Here is a 19,497-nt window from a genome sequence, read left to right on the forward strand (position 1 = left end):
TCCCTTACGAGCGGACGATGCGGTTGCGGCCGTCGCGTTTGGCGCAGTACAGCGCGTCGTCCGCCCGTTTCAGCACTTCTTCGTAGGACAGGTCGCCCACGGCCATCTCGCTCAGACCGCCGCTGATGGTGGCGCCGGTCTGTTCAGCGATGCGCTGGCGCAGTCTTTCTGTGATCGGCAGCGCTTGTTCGCTGTCGGTGTGCGGCATCAGCACGACAAACTCATCCCCTCCCAGCCGCGCCGGAAAATCGGTGGCGCGCAACTCCCGCCGGCAGACGTCGGCAGTGGCCGCGATGGTCTTGTCGCCGGCCAGATGGCCTTGGCCGTCGTTGATACTCTTGAAGTGATCGATATCGAAAATCAGCACCGAGGCCGGCATCTTGTAGCGGGCGAACAGTTCGAAATGCTCGGTCAGGCTGCTCATCAGCTTGCGGCGGTTGGGCAGGTTGCTCAGTGAATCGGTCTCGCTCTGCATGCGCAGCAGCGCTTCCAGTTTCTTGCTGGCGGTGATATTGCTGGCGACCCACAGCACCGCTTCTTCTTCCAGCACCTGATAGTCCAGCGGCTGCACGCGGCCTTCAAACCAGATCAGTTCTTCCGGGCCATCGGTGCCGATGCCTTTGACGTCGTCCCGCCCCAGCGCGTACTCCACCACATGCAAACCGTGCGAAGCCAGCGCGATGGCGACCTGTGCCTGGAACCAGGCGGCTTTTTCCGGGTGCAGCACGTCGTCCAGCGTCTTGCCGACCAGGCCGCTACCGTCGTGGTAATAGCGGCTATCGGTACCGCCGAATACAGCGGCGTAGCGGCCGCTGCGGGTGAGAATGAATGCCGGGTCCGGCAGCGCCGACAGCAGGGCCGCGATCTGTTCGTTCGAGAAGAGAGACAGGTCCGCCATTCGATAGGTTTTTTCTAATTGATTGGTTTCCACTAATGTACCGTACTTTTGTCCAAGCACAGCTTATCGGCAGAAAATAGGAAAACTTAACGAACGGTCATTATTGTTGTTATTTAAAAAATGCCGACGGCGAACAGCCGAAGGTTTTGCGGAACATGGCCGAAAAAGCGGACTGGCTGGCATAGCCCAGTTCGGCCGCCACCTGCGACAGCGGCATGCCGTTGGCGATCAGCGGCGCCGCGTGCGCCAGCCGCGCTTGCTGGCGCCATTGCGCGAAGCCCATGCCCAGTTCGCGCTCGAACAGGCGGGCGAGGGTGCGTTCGGAGGCGCCGACCTGGCCGGCCCAGTTGGTTAGCGTGCGTTCCGCGCCGGGATCGGCGATCAGCGCGTCGCACAGCGCTTTCAGGCGCTTGTCGGTGGGCAGCGGCACGCGCACCGGCTGCACCGCGCAGCGCGGAATTTCGTCGAGGATCATTTCCATCAGCAGGTGTTCGCGCGGCGATTGCTCGCTGCGGTCGTGCTGTTCCAGCGCCGTCAGCAGCTCGCGCAGCAGGCTGGACAGTTCCAGCACCTTGCATTCGTTGCCGGCGAACGGCGCGCGGCCGGCGTACACCGACATCGGCCGCAGATGGGTATTTTCCAGTACGGTCACGCCATGCACCACGCCGGGCGGAATCCAGACGGCGCGCTGCTGCGGCACGATCCAGCTGCTGTGGTTGGCTTCGACCCGCATCACGCCTTGCAGCGCGTAAGTGAACTGGCCCCAGCTGTGGTGGTGCGGCAGCAGCACGGCGGCCGCTTGCAGGTCGCGTCCGGACATCGTCAGCGGCCGCTCGGCGCTGGGCGTGTCGCTGTGCCAGTCGAAGCGGGTATGGTTGACGATGGGAATAGGCATGGCAGAAAAGCGATAAATGTTGTCGCTCTATCTTAAATCAGACTGACGCAAATTGCTTACACTTTGGCAAAACAACCAGGGGGAGCAGTATGAACGACAAGACCTTGCTGCGGCAGGACGCCCGCGTGATCGGGCTGGTAGGGCTGGCGCATGGCACTTCGCATTTTTATCACGTGATTCTGGCGGCGCTGATTCCGTGGCTGAAGCCGGAGTTTGGGCTCAGCTATTCTGAGCTGGGGCTGCTGATGACGGTGTTCTTCGTGGTGTCCGGCGTAGGGCAGGCGATGGCCGGCTTCGTGGTCGACCGGCTCGACGCGCGCACCGTGCTGTTCAGCGGCATTGCGCTGCTGGGCTTGTCGGCGGTGATGCTGTCGAGCGCACACAGCTATCCGCAACTGATGCTGGGCGCCTTGCTGGCCGGCTGCGGCAACAGTGTGTTTCATCCGGCTGACTACACGCTGCTGAACCAGCGCGTGTCCAAGGCGCGGCTGGCGCATGGCTTCTCGGTGCACGGCATCAGTGGCAATATCGGCTGGGCGCTTTCGCCGCTGTTCCTGACGTTTGTGGCGGCCCGTAGCGACTGGCGCACCGCGTTGCTGAGCGCTTCGCTGTTGCCGCTGCTGGTGCTGGCGCTGCTGGTCTGGAACCGCCATGCGCTGCGTCCCGAGCCGGCCGCGATTCCGGTTGCCGGCGTGGCCGGCGCCAAGGCCGGATTGGCCGACGCCAGCGCCTTTGGCTTTCTCAAGCTGAAAGTGGTGTGGCTTTGCTTTGCCTTTTTCCTGATCTCCGCCGTGGCGCTGGCCGGCATCCAGACCTTTGCCGCCACCAGCCTGGTCAGCCTGTACGGCATGTCGCTGGGCACGGCCACCTCGGCCTACACCTGCTTTATGTTCGCGTCGGCGGCTGGTATGGCGTATGGCGGCTTCCTCGGCGCGGGCAGCCGCAACCATGACCGCATCATCATGATCGCCTTCGGCACGGCGGCTGTGCTGGCGCTGATCCTGGCGGCGGCCGTGGTGCCGGCGTGGATGGCGGTGGTGCTGATGGCCGCGATCGGCCTGGTGACCGGCATCTCCGGCCCGTCGCGCGACCTGATGATACGCGGCGCGGCGCCGGCCAACGCCACCGGCCGCGTGTTCGGCGTGGTGTACTCGGGCCTGGACAGCGGCCTGGCGCTGGGTCCGCTGCTGTTCGGCGCGCTGATGGATGCGCACCATCCGGCCGGCGTGTTCGTGTTTATCGGCATATTCCAGGCGCTGGTGATCCTGACGGCGGTGGGTGTGGGCAGCAACAGCCGCGTGGCCGTCACCGCCAAAACCGCATAGAATCAAAGCATCTTAACGATGCAAGGAACCGCCATGAGTTTTGCCACCACCGATTTGTGCGACGACAACGCCAACCTGCTGGAAGACGGCCGCCTGAACGTGCTGCCGCCGGTGTTCAAGCATTACGGCCAGCGTGTGCGCTTTTCCGGCCGCGTGGTGACGCTGAAGGTGCATGAAGACAACGCCATGGTGCGCGCCATGCTGGAAACGCCGGGCGACGGCAATGTGCTGGTGGTGGACGGCGGCGGCAGCCTGCGGCGGGCGCTGGTCGGCGGGCAGTTGGGTTTGCTGGCGCAGGACAACGGCTGGTCCGGCATCATCGTTGATGGTTGCATCCGAGATACCGAGGAAATCAACGCCTGCGACATCGGCGTGCGCGCGCTGGCGGCGCATCCGCAAAAGAGCAGCAAGAAGGGTGTGGGGGAGCGCAATGTGCGGGTGCAGATCGCCGGCGTGCCGGTCAATCCGGGCGATTGGGTTTATGCCGATGCCGACGGCGTGCTGATTGCGCAGCAAAAGCTGGCTTGAGGAGAAGAAACCGCAGCGGCAGCGTCGCTGCGGCTTGGCCTTGATTAAGGCTGCTGGTGTTTCTGCAGATGACGACGCAGGCGCTGCTGGAATTCGTCGACATCATCGACCGTGGTCAGGTCATCGTCGACTTCGATCATATGGGTGGCGTGACCCGGCGCAAACGACACCGTGGCCTCCACACCATCTTTCTTCTCCGTCAGGTTATGCCCCTGGATGGCGCCCAGCACGTTGCCGTGCACGTCAGTTACGATGGTCATCTTCATGACATCCCCCCGCCTTGCAAGTTGTGGAAGCAGCCGCCAACGCCCTGGTTGTGGATGGTGACGAAATACGTGGCGTTGCCGTTGTTGTCCTTGGCCTTGCGCTGCTGGTCGGCCAGGTGGATGGCGCCCTGGTTGGGCGTTTTGACGTCTGCCGATGCAAACTGGGTGCCGCGGTCGCCGCCGTAGGTATAACTCCAGGTGACGGATTGGCCGGGGGCCAGGAAGGTCAGCGGCCCTACATTATTGAAAGCCATAATCTCCTCCATGAAATAGGCTGCGCCAACGGATGCCGACGCAGCAGTTCCATCTTAGTCAGCCCGCATGCAGGCGCTTTGATGCAAACGATATGCGGGCTTTTTTTGGTTGCCGGCCGGTTCTGAGGGATAATGTCGGATTGAATCAATCAGGATCACCAGCTTATGTTCTCTTACCGCCATGCCTTCCACGCGGGTAACCACGCCGACGTGCTCAAGCACTTCATCACCATCCAGTTACTGCAGTACCTGAATCAGAAAGATGTGGCCTATAGCTACATCGACACCCATTCGGGCGCCGGCGTCTACGAGCTGGACGGCGCGTTCGCGTCCAAGAATGCCGAGTACGACACCGGCATCGGCCCGCTGTGGAACCTGACGGATATGCCGGCCCCGGTCAAGGAATACGTCGACCTGGTGCGCGGCATGAACCCGAGCGGCAAGATGCGCTACTACCCGGGCTCGCCGTACGTCGCCGACAAGGTGGCGCGCGAGCAGGACCGCCTGCGCCTGTTCGAGCTGCACCCGGCCGACTCCAAGCTGCTGGCGGATAACTTCCGCAAGCTGGATGAGCACGCTGCGCAGCAAGGCATTCGCTCGACCGTGCGCGGCAAGCGCGTGCTGGTCACGCGTGGCGACGGCTTTGCTGCACTGAAGGCGCTGCTGCCGCCGCCATCGCGCCGCGCGCTGGTGCTGATCGATCCGCCGTATGAAGACAAGCAGGACTACAAGAAGACCAAGGACGTGCTGGCCGAAGCGCTGGGCCGCTTCCCGACCGGCACCTACGCGGTCTGGTATCCGCTGTTGCAGCGCATGGAATCGCGTCAGTTCGCCGACAAGCTGAAGCAGCTGCCGGCCGCACAGTGGCTGAACGTGGTGCTGACGATCAAGACGCCGATGCCGGACGGGATTGGCGGCCTGCACAGCAGTGGCATGTTCATCCTGAACCCGCCGTACACGCTGGAACCGATGCTGAAAGAAGTCATGCCTTGGCTGGTGAAGGCGCTGGGGCAGGACGCCGGCGCGCGCTTTACGCTGGAGGCGGGCACACAGACGACGGGTACGCGCAACACTAGCGAGCGCCGTCCACCTATCCGTCAGAAAAATATTGTAAAGAGTACATAATTAGGTATAGGCTGGGGACAAGCAGATTGACACTGGGAGCTCCCCATGATGTTAGCTTCGCCGGCCTCACCGAAATTAGCAGATAATTTCTTCCTCGCGCGCCAGCCCATCCTCAACCGGGGACAGCGGCTGGTGGCGTATGAGCTGCTGTTCCACGACGCCGGCTCCTACAACGGCGCGCACGTCACCGACGATATCCAGGCTACCGCAACCGTCATCGCCCACGCATCCGAGCTGGGCATGGGGCAGGTGGTGGGCGACCAGATGGCGTTTGTGAACGTGGACGCGGTCGGGCTGATGAGCGACTTCATTCGCTTCCTGCCGAACGACAAAGTCATTCTCGAAATCCTGGAAACCGTCAAGGCCACGCCAGAAGTGCTGGCGCGCGTGCGCGAGCTGAAAGAGGCCGGCTTCAAGTTTGCACTGGACGACGTGATCGGCCACACGGAAGACGTGCAGAAGCTGACGCCGCTGTGCGACGTGATCAAGGTCGACATCAAAGACATGCAGCCGGGCACCTTGCCGGCATTGGCCCGCGTGCTGAAGAATCCCAAACAGAAACTGCTGGCGGAGAAGGTTGAGACCGTCGAAGAGTTCCAGCAGTGCATGGACCTCGGCTTCGAATACTTCCAGGGCTATTACTTTGCGCGGCCGGTGATCCTGAGCGGCAAGAAAATCTCGCCGTCGCAGATGAGCGTGCTGAACCTGCTGGAACTGCTGGACAAGGACGCCACCAACGCCGAGATCGAACGCAGCGTCAAGCACGACGCGCTGATCACGCTGAACCTGCTGCGACTGGTGAACACGCCGGCGGTCGGCGCGCGGCAGCGCATCAACTCGGTCAGCCATGCGCTGATGGTGCTGGGGCGGCGCCAGCTGCGCCGCTGGTTGCAGATCCTGCTGTACGTAAAGAATGGCGGCACGCAGGAATTCACCTCGCCGCTGTTGCAGCTGGCGACTACGCGTGGCAAGACCATGGAATTGATGGTGGAGCATCGGCAGCCGGGGCAGCGGGTCAGCGCCGACATCGGCTTCACGGTGGGGGTGATGTCGCTGATGGACACCTTGTTCTCGATCCAGATGCGCGACGTGCTGGAAAGCGTCAACGTGCTGGACGACGTGCGCGGCGCCTTGCTGCACCGCGCCGGCGACTATGGCAGCATGCTGAGCCTGATCGAACACTTGGAGCGCGGCCGCGACGGCCGCGTCTTGGCGCAGATGCTGCATCAGCTCAGCCTGCGGCCATCCGATCTCTACGCCATCCAGCTGGCCGCCATCGAGTGGGTCACCGACTACACCCGCAACATCTAAATCCGGGGTCAGGTCCGGCACTTGGACATGAGCTCGTGTCCAAGTGCCGGACCTGACCCCGGAGTTTATTCGTAGCGCAGGGCCTCGGCCGGGTTGGCGCGCGTGGCCCACCAGCTTGGATACAGCGTGGACAGGAAGGACAGCACCACCGCCACGCCCACCACGCCCGTCACGTCGCTCCACAACAGCTGCGACGGCACCGAGGTGATGAAGTAGATATTCTTGTCGAGCAGCTGGATGCCCAGCAGGTGCTCGATGCCGCTGGCGATTTGCGGCAGGTTCCACGCGATCAGGATGCCCAGCGTGGCACCGGCCGCCACGCCCATCAGGCCCGACAGCAAACCCTGCACCATGAAGATCTTCATGATCGACGCCGGCCGCGCGCCCAGTGTGCGCAGGATGGCGATGTCGGCGCGCTTGTCGGTCACCGACATCACCAGCATCGCCACCACGTTGAACGCGGCCACGGCCACGATCAGCGTCAGGATGATGAACATCATGTGCTTCTGGCTTTGCACGGCGGCGAACCAGGTCGAGTTGCGCTGGGTCCAGTCGCGCACCAGGTAATTGCCGTTGAGGCTGTTCTTCAGTTCGTGCGCGATCTGCGGCGCCTGGTTGGCGTCGGTGATGCGCAGGCGCAGGCCCATCGGCGCGGTCAGATGCAGGATGTCTTGCGCGTCCTGCATGTGGATGAAGGCCATGCCGGAGTCGAATTCAAAATGACCGACTTCAAACGTGCCGGCCACCGTGAAGCGGTAGGTCTGCGGCATCAGGTTGTTGACGGTCGATTGCTGCGACGGCATCGCCAGGATGACATGGTCGCCGGCCTTGACGTGCAGCGCCTTGGCCAGCTCCGAACCCAATACGATCTGTTTGGCGCCCGGCTTCAGCATGTCCAGCGCGGCGGCGTTTTTGCCTTGCATGAAATCGGCGACCTTGGCTTCCTGTTCCGGCAGGATGCCGCGCAGCAGCGCCGGCTTCATGCTGTCTTCCTGCAGCAGCATGCCCGGCAGTTCGACGAAGGGGGCGGCGCCCTTGACCGCCGGATTGCGTTCGGCGTCGCGCGCGGTGGCTTGCCAGTCCGGCAGGATGCCGCGCGCGTCAAATACTTCGATGTGCGACAGGATCGAGATCATGCGCGCGCCGACGTCGCGCTGGAAGCCGTTCATCACTGACAGCACGACGATCAGCGCCGCCACGCCGAGGCCGACACCGGCGATCGACACCAGCGACATGAAAGAGATGTAGCTGTTGCGGCCACTGCGGCGGCCGGCACGGATGTAGCGCAGGCCGATCAGCCATTCATAAGGCGTCGTCATCTTATTGGCCCAGCAACAGGAACACGGTCGGCTTCTTGTGGAAGTCCGGCGCCGGCGCGATTTTCCACTGCGCCGCCGTCATGGTGCGGATGGTTTCGGATGGCAGGCTCAGATCGGTCGCCACGCACACCAGCGTGCCCGGCGCGCAGGCCGCCACCAGCGCTTCCAGCATGGCGGCGTTGCGGTATGGCGTTTCGATGAAGAGCTGGGTTTGCTTTTCCTTGCGCGAGCGCAGTTCCAGTTCCTTGATGCGCTTGTCGCGCTGGGCCGCATCGGTCGGCAGGTAGCCGTTGAAGGCGAAGCTTTGGCCGTTCAGGCCGCTCGCCATGACGGCCAGCAGCAGCGACGACGGGCCGACCAGCGGCCGTACCGGAATCTTGTGCTGATGCGCCAGGCGCACCAGGTCGGCGCCGGGATCGGCCACCGCCGGCACGCCGGCTTCCGACACCAGGCCGCCATCCTGGCCCGCCAGCAGCGGCGCCAGCAGGTCGGCCAGCGCGGCGGCCGGGGTGTTGACGTTGAGTTCGGCGATTTTGATTTCCTGCATCGGCTTGCACAGCGGATGCTGGGCGCCGACCAGCTTCAGGAAGGCGCGCGCGGTCTTGGCGTTTTCCGCCACGAAGTAGTCGAGCTGCGAGGTGATGCGCTGGACCTGTTCAGGCAGCACATTGGCGAGCGCTTCGGTCTCGCCCAGGGTGTTCGGAATTAAAAAGAGGATGCCAGTCATATTATTGTTGGAAGAAGGTGATGCCAATATTGCGCAGCATGCCTGTCAGCGCGATTAATGGCAAGCCGGTGAGGGCGGTCGGGTCGTTGCTGTCGATGCGTTCGAGGATGGCAATGCCCAGCGCTTCGTTCTTGGCGCTGCCGGCGCAGTCGTAGGGCTGCTCGATGCGCAGGTAGGCGTCCAGCTCGGCATCCGGCAGGTCGCGGAACTTGACCACGGTCTGGATGTCTTGCAATTGGTGGCTGCCGTCGCGGCCGTCCCACACGCACAACGCGGTATGGAAGATGACTTCACGGCCGCGCATTTTTTGCAATTGCGCCAGCGCGTTGGCGTGGTTGCCCGGCTTGCCGATCTGTTCGTCATCCAGCGTGGCGACCTGGTCGGAGCCGATGACGATGGCGCCCGGCATCTTGGCGGCCACGGCGGCAGCTTTTTCCAGTGCCAGCCGCAGCGCGGTGGCACTCGGCGTCTCGCCCGGCTGCGGGGATTCGTCGATGGCCGGCACGACCACTTCGAATGGCAGTTGCAGGCGCGATAATAATTCTTTGCGGTAGGCGGAACTGGAAGCCAGTACGAGTAAACTTGATGTCATGAGGGGAATGTTATATGCTCTGTCGCCGGCGCTAGAAGCGACAAAAATGTCGCAAAAATCGCTAAGGCTTTGACTTAATGTCGAAAACCCTGCTATTATCGCAGGTTTTCCGGGGAACCTCTGTAATGAATGCTCTTGTGATCGACACCTTTGAATTCTGTCGGACCAACAGCAGCAGGGATGGTGTGACCCCCGTTGCGGAAATGACCCGTCTGGCCAAGGAATGCGCGAATGCGTCCGGCGAGATCGCCTGGAAGGCAGTCGGAAGCACCCATAAACTGGGCTTCCCGCAGATGACGCTGTCGGTCAACGGTACCGTGCAACTGATTTGCCAGCGCTGCCTGCAGCCTTACGCTCACCACCTCGATTCGTCGACCGTGCTGATGCTGGGTAAGGACGATGAGCAGGCGGATGAAATTGAAGCGACGATAGACGACGAATCGATCGACGTCATCGTTGGAAGTCGCAACATGGAGCTGATGTACCTGGTGGAAGACGAAGCGTTGCTGGCCTTGCCGCAATCGCCACGTCACGATGTCTGCCCGGATTCCAGCCTGTTGGACAAAGCGAAAAGCGAGAAGATCTCGCCCTTCGATGCTCTGAAGAGCCTCAAACCCGAATAAGTAGTAGTGAAGAACGTGTCAGAACGCGTGTAAATCGAGTCTTGGCAAGTTAGCAGTGCAATGTAGTAGGGCTCGATTCGCATGTTGTATGCCGGTCGATTGTGTTAGAATTTTAGAACTTATGTATTAGGAGTCATTAACATGGCAGTTCAACAGAACAAAAAATCCCCATCGAAGCGCGGTATGCACCGTTCGCACGATTTCCTGGTTGCTCCACAACTGGCAATCGAGCCAACCACCGGTGAAACCCACCTGCGTCACCACATCAGCCCTAACGGCTTTTACCGTGGTCGTAAAGTCCTGAAAACCAAAAACGACGAGTAATCGACGCTTTTGCTGGACCCGGAAATAGGCGGTGCTGACTTGCGTAGCATCGCTTTTTCTTTTTTAATCGGCTGCAATTTGGTTTTGCACACCGTCATGTTCCAACGCGGAGTCCGGAAGTCGCGGTCCCGCTGCTTGCCATAACAATGACAATCAAAATTTCTATCGACTGCATGGGTGGCGATCACGGCCCCTCAGTCACTATCCCCGCAGCTGTTTCCTTCGTTAAACGTGAGCCTGATGCCGAGCTGATCCTTGTCGGTCTCGAAGACGTCATCCGCGCCGAACTGAAGAAACACCATGCCGACGCCCATCCGCGTCTGAGCGTGGTACACGCCTCCGAACAAGTTACCATGGACGATCCGCTCGAAGTGGCCCTGCGCCGCAAGAAGGATTCGTCGATGCGCGTCGCCATCGAGCAAGTGAAGGACGGTAAAGCCCAGGCTTCCGTCTCGGCCGGCAATACCGGCGCGCTGATGGCGGTCGCGCGCTACGTGCTGAAGACCATGAGCGGCGTCGACCGCCCGGCCATCTGCAGCATCATGCCCAATCAAAAGGGCGGCCCGACCTATATGCTGGACCTGGGCGCCAACGTCGATTGCGAACCGCATCACCTGCACCAGTTCGCCATCATGGGCTCGGTGCTGGTGTCGTCGATGGAAAACATCGCACGCCCGACCATCGGCCTGCTGAACGTCGGCACCGAAGACATCAAGGGCAACGACGTGGTCAAGGCCACCAGCAAGCTGCTGCAAGCCGACCACGAGCGTGGCGCGCTGAACTTCTACGGCAACGTTGAAGGCAACGATATCTTCAAGGGCACCACCGACCTGGTGGTGTGCGACGGCTTTACCGGCAACGTCACGCTGAAGGCAGTGGAGGGCGTGGCCCGCTTCTTTGCCGATACCGTCAAATCGGAATTCACCCGCAACCCGCTGACCATGCTGAGCGCATTGATCGGCCGCGGCGCGCTGAACAATATTAAAAAACGCCTGTCCCCGTCGCGTTACAACGGCGCCAGCCTGCTGGGCCTGCGCGGCCTGGTCTTCAAAAGCCATGGCGGCGCCGACGCATATTCCTTTGAATGGGCGATCAAGCGGGCGTATGATGCTGCAAAAAATGACGTGTTGCCGCACATTTCGACCCTGATCGCCGAGCTGATGCCGCGTAACACCGAAACACCGGAAGTACCCAGCTCAACTATTTAGTGGACGGTAAAACGGCATGACTTTGTATAGCAAAATTCTCGGCACCGGCAGCTACCTGCCGGCCAAACGGGTGACCAACCAGGAATTGGCTGATCAACTCGCTGCCAAAGGCATCGAAACCTCGGACGAGTGGATCGTCAGCCGCAGCGGCATCGCGGCGCGTCACTTTGCCGCAGCGGATGAGAAATCGTCCGACCTGGCAGTCAAGGCCGCCAACAACGCGCTGGATATGGCTGGCTTGCAGCCCAACGATATCGACCTGATCATCGTTGCCAGCTCGACGCCGGATTTCTTCGGCAGCTTCCCCAGCACCGCCTGCATCGTGCAGCAGAAACTGGGCATCACCAACCACGGCGCCGCCGTCGACGTGCAGGCTGTTTGCAGCGGCTTCGTCTACGCGCTGTCGACCGCCGATGCGTTCATCCGCGCCGGCGTGCACAAGAACGTGCTGGTGATCGGTTCGGAAGTCTTCTCCCGCATTCTCGATTTTAACGACCGCACCACCTGCGTGCTGTTCGGCGACGGCGCCGGCGCTGTCGTGCTGAGCGCATCGGACGAGCCGGGCATCCTGTCGACCGCGCTGCATGCGGACGGCAGCCACTCCGACATCCTGTGCATGCCGCATAGTTTCGGTGGCGCCACCGCCGGCGAAGCTTACCTGTACATGGACGGCCCGGCCGTGTTCAAGCTGGCGGTCTCGGTGCTGGCCAAGGTGGCCGACGAGGCGCTGGAAAAAGCCAAGATGCAAGCGGAAGAAATCGACTGGCTGATCCCGCACCAGGCCAACCTGCGCATCATGAGCAGCACCGCCAAAAAGCTGGGCCTGCCGATGGACAAAATGGTGGTCACGGTGGATCAGCATGGCAATACCTCGGCTGCTTCGATTCCGCTGGCGCTGGACGCTGCGGTGCGCGATGGTCGTGTCCAGCGTGGCCAGAACCTGATGCTGGAAGGCGTCGGCGGCGGCTTTACCTGGGGCGCCGTTCTGGTTCGTTTTTGACCCTGAATTAGAATTAGAGTTCTAACGGACTCAACGGTAGCAGCGCCGTCATGATTCGATGATAGCTTTGCTGCCAATAATAAAGAGATGGATGGAAGTCATGACTAAATTTGCTTTTGTATTCCCAGGCCAAGGTTCGCAAGCGATTGCGATGCTGGACGGCTTTGCCGGTAACCCGGTCGTTGCACAGACCGTCGCTGAAGCGTCGGAAGCGCTCGGCTTCGACCTCGGCAAACTGATCGCCGAAGGCCCGAAAGAAGAACTGGACCTGACCACCAACACCCAGCCGGTGATGCTGACCGCTGCGGTCGCCACTTACCGCGCCTGGATCGCCGCTGGCGGCGCCGTGCCGTCTGTGGTTGCCGGCCACAGCCTGGGCGAATACTCGGCGCTGGTGGCTGCCGGCGTGATTTCGTTCAAGGACGCGGTGCCGCTGGTGCGCTTCCGCGCGCAAGCCATGCAGGAAGCGGTGCCGGTCGGCCAGGGCACCATGGCCGTGGTGCTGGGCCTGTCGGATGACGACGTCCGCGCCGCCTGCGCCGAAGCCGCCGCCGCGGGTGGCGTGGTCGAGGCCGTCAATTTCAACGCGCCGGCGCAAGTCGTCATCGCCGGCGATACCGCCGCCGTTGAGCGCGCCTGCGAGATCGCCAAGGGCAAGGGTGCCAAGCGCGCCATGAAGCTGCCGGTGTCGGCGCCGTTCCACTCGTCGCTGTTGAAGCCGGCGTCGGACCGCCTGCGCGACTACCTGGCCAACATCACGTTCACTGCGCCGCAGATCCAGCTGATCAACAACGTCGACGTCGCCGTGCTGACCGATCCGGCAGCGATCAAGGACGCGCTGGTGCGCCAGGCCGCCGCGCCGGTGCGTTGGGTGGAAACCGTGCAGAAGATCGCCGCCGACGGCATCACCAAAGTGGTCGAGTGCGGTCCGGGCAAAGTGCTGATGGGTCTGACCAAGCGCATCGACGCCAATCTGGTGGGCGACGCGATTTATGATCAGGCCACGCTGGAACGCGTATTGAGCGAACTCAAATAATCGTTTGCGGTTTCAGGCACACTCCGTATTTACTGTAGAAGGACTTACATGACTTTAGCAAATCAAGTCGCCCTGGTAACGGGCGCATCGCGTGGCATCGGCAAGGCGATTGCCCAGGAACTGGCGCGCCAGGGTGCGAAAGTGATCGGCACCGCCACCACCGAAGCCGGCGCGGAAGCGATTTCCGCCTACCTGGCCGAGATCGGCGCGGAAGCAGGCAAGGGCATGGTGCTGAATGTCACCAACGCCGAAGCGTGCTCGGCCATCCTGGACGACATCAGCAAGACTTATGGCGCGGTCGGCATCCTGGTCAACAACGCCGGCATCACCCAGGACCAGCTGGCCATGCGCATGAAGGATGAAGAGTGGGATAGCGTCATCGCCACCAACCTGACTTCGGTCGGCCGCCTGTCGCGCGGCGTGCTGCGCGGCATGATGAAGGCCAAGAGCGGCCGCATCATCAACATCACTTCGGTGGTGGCGTCGACCGGCAATCCGGGCCAGATCAACTACGCCGCCGCCAAGGCCGGCGTGGAAGGCATGACGCGCGCGCTGGCGCGTGAAATCGGCAGCCGCAACATCACTGTCAACAGTGTGGCGCCGGGCTTCATCGATACCGATATGACCAAGGCGCTGGGCGATGAGCAGCACGCCGCCTTGTTGACCCAGATTCCGCTGGCGCGCCTCGGCAAGCCGGAGGATATCGCCGCAGCCGTCGCCTTCCTGGCGTCGCCGCAAGCCGCTTATATTACCGGCACCACCTTGCATGTGAATGGCGGTATGTATGTAAACTGATGAGAATGGGCGTAAATCAAAGCCGATTCAAATCTTTTAGTAGTAATTTCGGTATATTTAGCAGCACTCATCGAAATTAGTTTTTCAGTGCGCAAACCTGATAAAATGCGCGCTTTCCGTAACAAACAAATGGAGCCATAACATGTCGGATATCGAACAACGCGTTAAGAAAATCGTCGCTGAACAACTGGGCGTCGCCGAAGCAGACATCAAAACCGAATCGTCGTTCGTTGACGATCTGGGCGCTGATTCGCTGGACACCGTTGAACTGGTGATGGCCCTGGAAGACGAGTTCGAAATGGAAATCCCTGACGAACAAGCAGAGAAAATCACCACCGTGCAGCAAGCGATCGACTACGCTACCGCTCACGTCAAGGCGTAATTTCTGCCCGATCGACTTTAGGAGAATCGCTTGAGAGGTTCTAAAAACCGTCGTGTTGTCATTACCGGCCTGGGCGCCGTGACTCCGATTGGCAATAACATTGCCGATACGTGGGCCGCAGCCGTCGAGGGTAAATCCGGTATTGCCACCATCACCAAGTTTGACGCAACAGCTTTCAGCACCCGCTTTGCCGGTGAAGTCAAAGGCTTCAACATCGAGGATTATATTTCCGCGAAAGAAGCCCGCCACATGGATACTTTCATCCATTACGGCATGGCGGCCGGCATCCAGGCTGTGCAAGACTCGGGCGTGGTTGTCACCGAAGAAAACGCCGACCGTATTGGCGTGATCGTCGGTTCCGGTATCGGCGGTCTGCCGATGATCGAAGAACAAAAGGAAGATTACGACAAGCGCGGTCCGCGCCGTATCTCGCCGTTCTTCGTGCCGGCCTCGATCATTAATATGATCTCGGGCAACCTGTCGATCAAGTACGGCATGCGTGGTCCTAACCTGTCGATCGTGACGGCCTGCACCACCGGCCTGCATTGCATCGGCGCTGCCGCGCGCATGATTGAGTACGGCGATGCCGACGTCATGGTGGCCGGTGGCGCTGAATCGACCGTGTCGCCGCTGGGTCTGGGCGGTTTCGCCTCGGCCAAGGCGCTGTCGTCCCGTAACGACGATCCGGCCACCGCTTCCCGTCCATGGGATGCGGACCGCGACGGCTTCGTGCTGGGCGAAGGTGCGGGCGTGATGGTGCTCGAAGAGTACGAACACGCCAAGGCGCGCGGCGCCAAGATCTATGCGGAAGTGCTCGGCTTTGGCATGAGCGCGGATGCGTATCACATGACCTCGCCTCTGGAAGATGGCAGCGGTGGCAGCAAGTCGGCGCAAGCCGCGCTGCGCGACGCCGGCATCAATCCGGACCAGGTGCAGTATGTGAATGCGCACGGTACCTCGACGCCGCAAGGCGACGTGGCGGAAGTGCAGGGCATCAAGCGCACTTTCGGCGACCACGCCAAAAAGCTGGTGGTCAATTCGACCAAGTCGATGACCGGCCACTTGCTGGGCGGCGCGGGCGGTCTGGAGTCGGTGTTTACGGTGCTGGCGGTACACCATCAGGTGTCGCCGCCGACCATCAACATCTTCAACCAGGATCCGGCATGCGACCTGGACTTTGTTGCCAACACGGCGCGCGACATGCAGATCGAGTATGCAGTCAAAAACTCGTTCGGCTTCGGCGGCACCAACGGCAGCCTGGTCTTCGGTAAAGTGTAAAAAAGTTTGAACCAATTCTCGTCTCGTCCTGTCCAATCAGGGTGAGCGAGAATTCGGCGCCGGCATTCGCCGGCGCCTGAATTGCCCGGCCTTGCGGCCGGCGCTTCCACGCAGTATCCCCCCAATTTTTATTCATGTGTTTGTGGTGCTGCCGTCATGTCGATCGCGGTGTCCGTCATCGTTCGCCCCTCGCGTGGCTTGCGCATTGCGCATGCCGGCCTGTGCTGTTGCGTGATGGCGTCCGCCGCTGCTTGCCCCGGCGTGGTGGCGCAGCTGTTGTGCCTGTTGGTCGGCATCGTGGCGTGGCTGGGCGGACGCCCGCCGGCTATTGCACGCCAGCTTGATATATCCGGTGTCGGCCAATTGCGGCTGGCGGTATACCAGCACAACGGCAGCGCGCTGCGCCTGCTGGGCGGCTCGACCTTATGGCCGCGCTTGCTGTTGCTGCGGCTGGTCGCCGCGGACGGCAAGGTGCAGGTGCTGGCGGTGCTGCCGGACAGCGTGGCGCCGCCGCAATGGCGCGCGTTGGCGCTGGCGTGCCGCGCGGCGGCGCGCACCGAAATAAACACACCGGCAGTGTGAACTTCTTGCAGCGGGCTAACTCTATAGCATATGACTATACGAATCGGCTGCGCTGCAGGCCATCGAGGAATGCAGGAGTGACGACAGAACGCGAGTGTGACCAATTGCTGGTCGAGCGGGTCCGCGATGGCGACAAGCAGGCGTTTGATATGCTGGTGGCGAAATACCAACGCCGGCTGATGCGCCTGTTGTCGCGTATCGTGCATGACCCGGCCGAGGCTGAGGACGTGGTGCAGGAAACCTTTATCAAGGCATACCGGGCGTTGCGGCATTTCCGCGGCGACTCGGCTTTCTACACCTGGCTGTACCGCATCGGCATCAATACCGCCAAGAACCACCTGGCGACGCAGGGGCGGCGCACGCTCACGTCTGCCGACGCCGATCATGAACAAGCCGAAGGATTTAACGATGGCGAGCATTTGCGCGACATCAATACGCCAGAGTCCATGCTGGCCAGCAAACAGATCGCCCAGACCGTCAACGCGGCCATGGACGCCTTGCCGGTGGACTTGCGTACCGCGATCGCCCTGCGCGAGATCGAAGGGCTGAGCTATGAGGAAATTTCCGACATCATGGCCTGTCCCATCGGCACCGTGCGCAGCCGCATCTTCCGCGCCCGCGAAGTCATCGCCGAAAAATTGAGGCCCCTGCTGGATATGCCGGTTGACAAGCGCTGGTAAGGCAGGAATGATGATGTTATTCGGCAACTTGAGATGGCGGGATAGCTATGGACACCGACAAAAAACTGCGTGAACATATCTCGGCACTGGCTGACGGCGCCTTGCCGGACAGCGAACGCGAGCTGACCCTGGCGGCGCTGAACACCAGCGCCGGGCAGGCCGCCTGGCGCGCCTATCACCTGACCGGCGACGTGCTGCGCAGCACGCCTGGCGGCGAACTCAGCGACGGCTTCAGCGCTCGCCTGGCGGCGCGGCTGGCGACCGAAGCGCCGTATGCGCCGGCGCCGGCGCCGGCCGCTATTGAAGATCAGCCCGCCGCCATCATTTTCCCCTAAGCCGGATCCCCTTATAATCTTTTGGCGCATACGGTGGAGCGAGTTTTCGCTTACCATGTGCTAGCCTCATGTCGCGCTTGCATACTGACTTTTGAAGAAGAGACCGATACTCCATGAAAAATAACTTCTCTGCTGGTGGTAAAACGCTGTCCGCGCTGGTGCTTGGCGCAAGCTTGTGGATGTCCCTGGGCATGTCGCCCGCCACGGCGGCCACGCCGGTCACCGGCGCCGTCATCGGCTTGCCGGACTTTGCCGACCTGGTCGACAGCGTCGGCCCGGCCGTGGTGAATATCCGCACCACCGAGCGTCTGAAGCAGGGCAAGGGCGCCGCCGGCATGGGCGACGATGATATGCAGGAACTGCTGCGCCGCTTCTTTGGCGGCGCCATTCCGCCGGGCGCGGTACCGAACGGCCGCTCGCCGCGCCGCCAGGCGCCGTCCGATGAGCCGGTACAACGCGGCGTCGGTTCCGGCTTCATTCTGTCGGCCGACGGCTATGTGATGACCAACGCGCACGTCGTCGATGGCGCCGACGAAGTATTCGTCACGCTGACCGACAAGCGCGAATTCAAGGCCAAGGTGCTGGGCGCCGACGCCAGTACCGACGTGGCCGTACTGAAAATCGAGGGCGAGAAGCTGCCGTTCCTGCAAATGGGCGATTCGGGCAAGATCCGCGCCGGTGAGTGGGTGATTGCCATCGGTTCGCCGTTCAACCTGGAAAACACGGTGACCGCCGGTATCATCTCGGCCAAGTCGCGCGACACCGGCGAATACCTGGCGCTGATCCAGAGCGATGTGGCGGTCAATCCGGGCAATTCGGGCGGTCCGCTGATCAATATGCGCGGCGAGGTGATCGGGATTAACTCGCAGATCGCCACGCTGTCGGGCGGCTCGAACGGCATTTCGTTCGCGGTGCCGATCAACGAAGCGATCCGCGTTTCCGAGCAACTGAAAAAAAACGGCAAGGTCACGCGCGGCCGCATCGGCGTGCAGATTGGTGAAGTCAGCAAGGAAGTGGCTGAGTCGCTGGGCCTGAAGAACGCGCAGGGCGCCGAGGTGGCGCTGGTGGAGCCGGGCGGTCCTGCCGACAAGGCCGGCGTCAAGGCGGGCGATATCATCCTGAAATTTAACGGCACGGTGGTCAACAAGTCGTCGGACCTGCCGCGCCTGGTGGGCGACAGCCCGCTCGACACCAAGGGTTCGGTGACCGTGTGGCGCAAGGGCGCCGAGCTGACGCTGCCGGTGACGGTGGTTGAGCTGGACGCTGACAAGGGCGCCAAGGCGGCCAAGGGCAAGGGCGGCAAGCCGGCGCCGGAAGTTGCCAAGGCCAATGCGCTGGGCCTGAAGGTGATCGACCTGAGCGCCGATCAGAAAAAAGAGCTGGGCGTGGATGGCGGCGTGCTGGTGGATTCGGTGGAAGGCGTGGCGGCCAATGCCCAGCTGGAAGAGGGCGATGTGCTGCTGCAGTTGAATAACACCGAAATCAAGAGCGCCAAGCAGTTCAACGAGCTGGTGGCCAAGCTGGATCCGAAGAAGGCGTCGGTGGTGTTGGTGCGCCGCGATGACTCGACCCGCTTCATCTCGCTGCGCCCAAGCGCGAAGTAAAGGCGTGCCGCGCCGCCGGTCACCGGCCGGCGGCGCGGCGGTTCCACATGCATTTCACCTTGTATTCGCGCAGTTATTGCCATTTATGCCAGGACATGCTGGACGCGCTGATGCGTCTCCAGCCGCCGGGCCAGACCTTTACCGTCGATGTCATCGATATCGACCAGTCTGACGATCCGGCCTTGCTGGCCAAATACGACGAACTGGTGCCCGTGCTGTTCGCCGATCTGGCCCAGCCGGCGCTGTGTCACTACTTCCTGGACGAAGCCCAGGTCCGTAAAGTGCTGAAAACCTAAGCTAAGTGCATGCCCCATGGCATAAATCGGGCTTTCCACTCTGAAATCCGGTAAAATGCCCGGGTAAAGTATATTTCCACAAGGCGCTCGCCAGGGCTTCGCCCCGTTCGGAGC

The 19,497-nt window shown here is 61.7% G+C and carries 24 protein-coding genes; 17 read left to right on the forward strand and 7 right to left on the reverse strand.

What is annotated here, in order from left to right; all coding sequences use genetic code 11:
- Window positions 1-4: 4 nt before the first annotated feature.
- Window positions 5-898, reverse strand: a complete 894-nt coding sequence (locus GTP69_RS19755; RefSeq protein ID WP_161056454.1) for a GGDEF domain-containing protein — start codon at window positions 896-898, stop codon at window positions 5-7.
- A 109-nt stretch (window positions 899-1,007) separates the two neighbouring features.
- On the reverse strand, window positions 1,008-1,793 hold the full coding sequence (locus tag GTP69_RS19760) for a helix-turn-helix transcriptional regulator (protein ID WP_161056455.1): 786 nt from the start codon (window positions 1,791-1,793) through the stop codon (window positions 1,008-1,010).
- An 89-nt stretch (window positions 1,794-1,882) separates the two neighbouring features.
- Here GTP69_RS19760 and GTP69_RS19765 point away from each other — a divergent pair, with 89 nt between their 5' ends.
- Window positions 1,883-3,118, forward strand: coding sequence for an MFS transporter (locus tag GTP69_RS19765; RefSeq protein ID WP_161056456.1), 1,236 nt, complete (start codon window positions 1,883-1,885; stop codon window positions 3,116-3,118).
- A gap of 33 nt (window positions 3,119-3,151) precedes the next feature.
- Entirely contained in the window at window positions 3,152-3,646 is a 495-nt protein-coding gene (gene rraA / locus GTP69_RS19770; protein ID WP_161056457.1) for a ribonuclease E activity regulator RraA, read from the forward strand.
- 44 nt (window positions 3,647-3,690) lie between these two features.
- Here rraA and GTP69_RS19775 read toward each other — a convergent pair whose 3' ends face one another.
- Entirely contained in the window at window positions 3,691-3,906 is a 216-nt protein-coding gene (locus GTP69_RS19775; protein ID WP_229261054.1) for a hypothetical protein, read from the reverse strand.
- 2 nt (window positions 3,907-3,908) lie between these two features.
- Window positions 3,909-4,166, reverse strand: coding sequence for a hypothetical protein (locus GTP69_RS19780; RefSeq protein ID WP_161056459.1), 258 nt, complete (start codon window positions 4,164-4,166; stop codon window positions 3,909-3,911).
- 165 nt (window positions 4,167-4,331) lie between these two features.
- Between GTP69_RS19780 and GTP69_RS19785 the strand changes: the two genes are divergently transcribed.
- On the forward strand, window positions 4,332-5,291 hold the full coding sequence (locus tag GTP69_RS19785; protein WP_161056460.1) for a 23S rRNA (adenine(2030)-N(6))-methyltransferase RlmJ: 960 nt from the start codon (window positions 4,332-4,334) through the stop codon (window positions 5,289-5,291).
- Between the two features lie 45 nt (window positions 5,292-5,336).
- Window positions 5,337-6,602: an EAL and HDOD domain-containing protein gene (locus GTP69_RS19790; RefSeq protein WP_161056461.1), complete on the forward strand. Its 1,266-nt coding sequence runs from the start codon at window positions 5,337-5,339 to the stop codon at window positions 6,600-6,602.
- 65 nt (window positions 6,603-6,667) lie between these two features.
- Here GTP69_RS19790 and GTP69_RS19795 read toward each other — a convergent pair whose 3' ends face one another.
- From GTP69_RS19795 to GTP69_RS19805, 3 genes are read right to left on the reverse strand one after another with little or no spacing between them, the layout of a single operon-like run.
- Window positions 6,668-7,921, reverse strand: coding sequence for a lipoprotein-releasing ABC transporter permease subunit (locus GTP69_RS19795; protein ID WP_161056462.1), 1,254 nt, complete (start codon window positions 7,919-7,921; stop codon window positions 6,668-6,670).
- 1 nt (window position 7,922) lies between these two features.
- A complete protein-coding gene (locus tag GTP69_RS19800) occupies window positions 7,923-8,648 on the reverse strand; it encodes an SAM-dependent methyltransferase (RefSeq protein ID WP_161056463.1) in 726 nt (241 codons plus the stop codon).
- A 1-nt stretch (window position 8,649) separates the two neighbouring features.
- Window positions 8,650-9,240: a Maf family nucleotide pyrophosphatase gene (locus GTP69_RS19805; RefSeq protein ID WP_161056464.1), complete on the reverse strand. Its 591-nt coding sequence runs from the start codon at window positions 9,238-9,240 to the stop codon at window positions 8,650-8,652.
- Window positions 9,241-9,365: 125 nt separating this feature from the next.
- Here GTP69_RS19805 and GTP69_RS19810 point away from each other — a divergent pair, with 125 nt between their 5' ends.
- The 13 genes from GTP69_RS19810 to GTP69_RS19870 all read left to right on the forward strand — a co-directional run bounded on the left by GTP69_RS19810 (window position 9,366) and on the right by GTP69_RS19870 (window position 19,383).
- Window positions 9,366-9,863 carry a YceD family protein gene (locus tag GTP69_RS19810; RefSeq protein WP_161056523.1) on the forward strand — a complete coding sequence of 166 codons (498 nt, stop codon included), beginning with the start codon at window positions 9,366-9,368 and terminating at the stop codon, window positions 9,861-9,863.
- A 141-nt stretch (window positions 9,864-10,004) separates the two neighbouring features.
- Window positions 10,005-10,187 carry a 50S ribosomal protein L32 gene (rpmF, locus tag GTP69_RS19815; RefSeq protein ID WP_072783806.1) on the forward strand — a complete coding sequence of 61 codons (183 nt, stop codon included), beginning with the start codon at window positions 10,005-10,007 and terminating at the stop codon, window positions 10,185-10,187.
- Window positions 10,188-10,333: 146 nt separating this feature from the next.
- A complete protein-coding gene (plsX, locus tag GTP69_RS19820; RefSeq protein ID WP_161056465.1) occupies window positions 10,334-11,395 on the forward strand; it encodes a phosphate acyltransferase PlsX in 1,062 nt (353 codons plus the stop codon).
- Between the two features lie 16 nt (window positions 11,396-11,411).
- On the forward strand, window positions 11,412-12,395 hold the full coding sequence (locus GTP69_RS19825; RefSeq protein WP_161056466.1) for a beta-ketoacyl-ACP synthase III: 984 nt from the start codon (window positions 11,412-11,414) through the stop codon (window positions 12,393-12,395).
- A gap of 100 nt (window positions 12,396-12,495) precedes the next feature.
- Window positions 12,496-13,431, forward strand: coding sequence for an ACP S-malonyltransferase (gene fabD, locus GTP69_RS19830; protein WP_161056467.1), 936 nt, complete (start codon window positions 12,496-12,498; stop codon window positions 13,429-13,431).
- A 48-nt stretch (window positions 13,432-13,479) separates the two neighbouring features.
- Complete coding sequence (fabG, locus tag GTP69_RS19835; protein ID WP_161056468.1) at window positions 13,480-14,226, forward strand: 3-oxoacyl-ACP reductase FabG; 747 nt, start codon at window positions 13,480-13,482, stop codon at window positions 14,224-14,226.
- A gap of 142 nt (window positions 14,227-14,368) precedes the next feature.
- Complete coding sequence (gene acpP / locus GTP69_RS19840) at window positions 14,369-14,608, forward strand: acyl carrier protein (protein ID WP_055936274.1); 240 nt, start codon at window positions 14,369-14,371, stop codon at window positions 14,606-14,608.
- Between the two features lie 30 nt (window positions 14,609-14,638).
- Window positions 14,639-15,886 (forward strand): beta-ketoacyl-ACP synthase II, encoded by a 1,248-nt coding sequence (gene fabF, locus GTP69_RS19845; protein WP_161047154.1) that lies wholly within the window; start codon window positions 14,639-14,641, stop codon window positions 15,884-15,886.
- 156 nt (window positions 15,887-16,042) lie between these two features.
- Window positions 16,043-16,468, forward strand: a complete 426-nt coding sequence (locus GTP69_RS19850; RefSeq protein WP_161056469.1) for a protein YgfX — start codon at window positions 16,043-16,045, stop codon at window positions 16,466-16,468.
- A gap of 77 nt (window positions 16,469-16,545) precedes the next feature.
- Window positions 16,546-17,148, forward strand: coding sequence for an RNA polymerase sigma factor RpoE (rpoE, locus tag GTP69_RS19855; protein WP_161056470.1), 603 nt, complete (start codon window positions 16,546-16,548; stop codon window positions 17,146-17,148).
- Between the two features lie 47 nt (window positions 17,149-17,195).
- Complete coding sequence (locus GTP69_RS19860; RefSeq protein WP_161056471.1) at window positions 17,196-17,483, forward strand: sigma-E factor negative regulatory protein; 288 nt, start codon at window positions 17,196-17,198, stop codon at window positions 17,481-17,483.
- 191 nt (window positions 17,484-17,674) lie between these two features.
- On the forward strand, window positions 17,675-19,087 hold the full coding sequence (locus GTP69_RS19865) for a Do family serine endopeptidase (RefSeq protein WP_371868034.1): 1,413 nt from the start codon (window positions 17,675-17,677) through the stop codon (window positions 19,085-19,087).
- A 47-nt stretch (window positions 19,088-19,134) separates the two neighbouring features.
- Window positions 19,135-19,383, forward strand: coding sequence for a glutaredoxin family protein (locus tag GTP69_RS19870; protein ID WP_161056472.1), 249 nt, complete (start codon window positions 19,135-19,137; stop codon window positions 19,381-19,383).
- Window positions 19,384-19,497 lie beyond the last annotated feature (114 nt).

Origin of the sequence: Duganella levis, from assembly GCF_009857605.1 — a bacterium.
Taxonomy (GTDB): domain Bacteria; phylum Pseudomonadota; class Gammaproteobacteria; order Burkholderiales; family Burkholderiaceae_D; genus Rugamonas; species Rugamonas levis.

What these genes read in the sequence shown, in the direction of transcription:
- GTP69_RS19755 (WP_161056454.1), bottom strand. Translation starts at nt 898, where the DNA reads ATGGCGGACCTGTCTCTCTTCTCGAACGAACAGATCGCGGCCCTGCTG.
- GTP69_RS19760 (WP_161056455.1), bottom strand. Translation starts at nt 1,793, where the DNA reads ATGCCTATTCCCATCGTCAACCATACCCGCTTCGACTGGCACAGCGAC.
- GTP69_RS19765 (WP_161056456.1), top strand. Translation starts at nt 1,883, where the DNA reads ATGAACGACAAGACCTTGCTGCGGCAGGACGCCCGCGTGATCGGGCTG.
- rraA (WP_161056457.1), top strand. Translation starts at nt 3,152, where the DNA reads ATGAGTTTTGCCACCACCGATTTGTGCGACGACAACGCCAACCTGCTG.
- GTP69_RS19775 (WP_229261054.1), bottom strand. Translation starts at nt 3,906, where the DNA reads ATGACCATCGTAACTGACGTGCACGGCAACGTGCTGGGCGCCATCCAG.
- GTP69_RS19780 (WP_161056459.1), bottom strand. Translation starts at nt 4,166, where the DNA reads ATGGCTTTCAATAATGTAGGGCCGCTGACCTTCCTGGCCCCCGGCCAA.
- GTP69_RS19785 (WP_161056460.1), top strand. Translation starts at nt 4,332, where the DNA reads ATGTTCTCTTACCGCCATGCCTTCCACGCGGGTAACCACGCCGACGTG.
- GTP69_RS19790 (WP_161056461.1), top strand. Translation starts at nt 5,337, where the DNA reads ATGATGTTAGCTTCGCCGGCCTCACCGAAATTAGCAGATAATTTCTTC.
- GTP69_RS19795 (WP_161056462.1), bottom strand. Translation starts at nt 7,921, where the DNA reads ATGACGACGCCTTATGAATGGCTGATCGGCCTGCGCTACATCCGTGCC.
- GTP69_RS19800 (WP_161056463.1), bottom strand. Translation starts at nt 8,648, where the DNA reads ATGACTGGCATCCTCTTTTTAATTCCGAACACCCTGGGCGAGACCGAA.
- GTP69_RS19805 (WP_161056464.1), bottom strand. Translation starts at nt 9,240, where the DNA reads ATGACATCAAGTTTACTCGTACTGGCTTCCAGTTCCGCCTACCGCAAA.
- GTP69_RS19810 (WP_161056523.1), top strand. Translation starts at nt 9,366, where the DNA reads ATGAATGCTCTTGTGATCGACACCTTTGAATTCTGTCGGACCAACAGC.
- rpmF (WP_072783806.1), top strand. Translation starts at nt 10,005, where the DNA reads ATGGCAGTTCAACAGAACAAAAAATCCCCATCGAAGCGCGGTATGCAC.
- plsX (WP_161056465.1), top strand. Translation starts at nt 10,334, where the DNA reads ATGACAATCAAAATTTCTATCGACTGCATGGGTGGCGATCACGGCCCC.
- GTP69_RS19825 (WP_161056466.1), top strand. Translation starts at nt 11,412, where the DNA reads ATGACTTTGTATAGCAAAATTCTCGGCACCGGCAGCTACCTGCCGGCC.
- fabD (WP_161056467.1), top strand. Translation starts at nt 12,496, where the DNA reads ATGACTAAATTTGCTTTTGTATTCCCAGGCCAAGGTTCGCAAGCGATT.
- fabG (WP_161056468.1), top strand. Translation starts at nt 13,480, where the DNA reads ATGACTTTAGCAAATCAAGTCGCCCTGGTAACGGGCGCATCGCGTGGC.
- acpP (WP_055936274.1), top strand. Translation starts at nt 14,369, where the DNA reads ATGTCGGATATCGAACAACGCGTTAAGAAAATCGTCGCTGAACAACTG.
- GTP69_RS19850 (WP_161056469.1), top strand. Translation starts at nt 16,043, where the DNA reads ATGTCGATCGCGGTGTCCGTCATCGTTCGCCCCTCGCGTGGCTTGCGC.
- GTP69_RS19860 (WP_161056471.1), top strand. Translation starts at nt 17,196, where the DNA reads ATGGACACCGACAAAAAACTGCGTGAACATATCTCGGCACTGGCTGAC.
- GTP69_RS19865 (WP_371868034.1), top strand. Translation starts at nt 17,675, where the DNA reads ATGTCGCCCGCCACGGCGGCCACGCCGGTCACCGGCGCCGTCATCGGC.
- GTP69_RS19870 (WP_161056472.1), top strand. Translation starts at nt 19,135, where the DNA reads ATGCATTTCACCTTGTATTCGCGCAGTTATTGCCATTTATGCCAGGAC.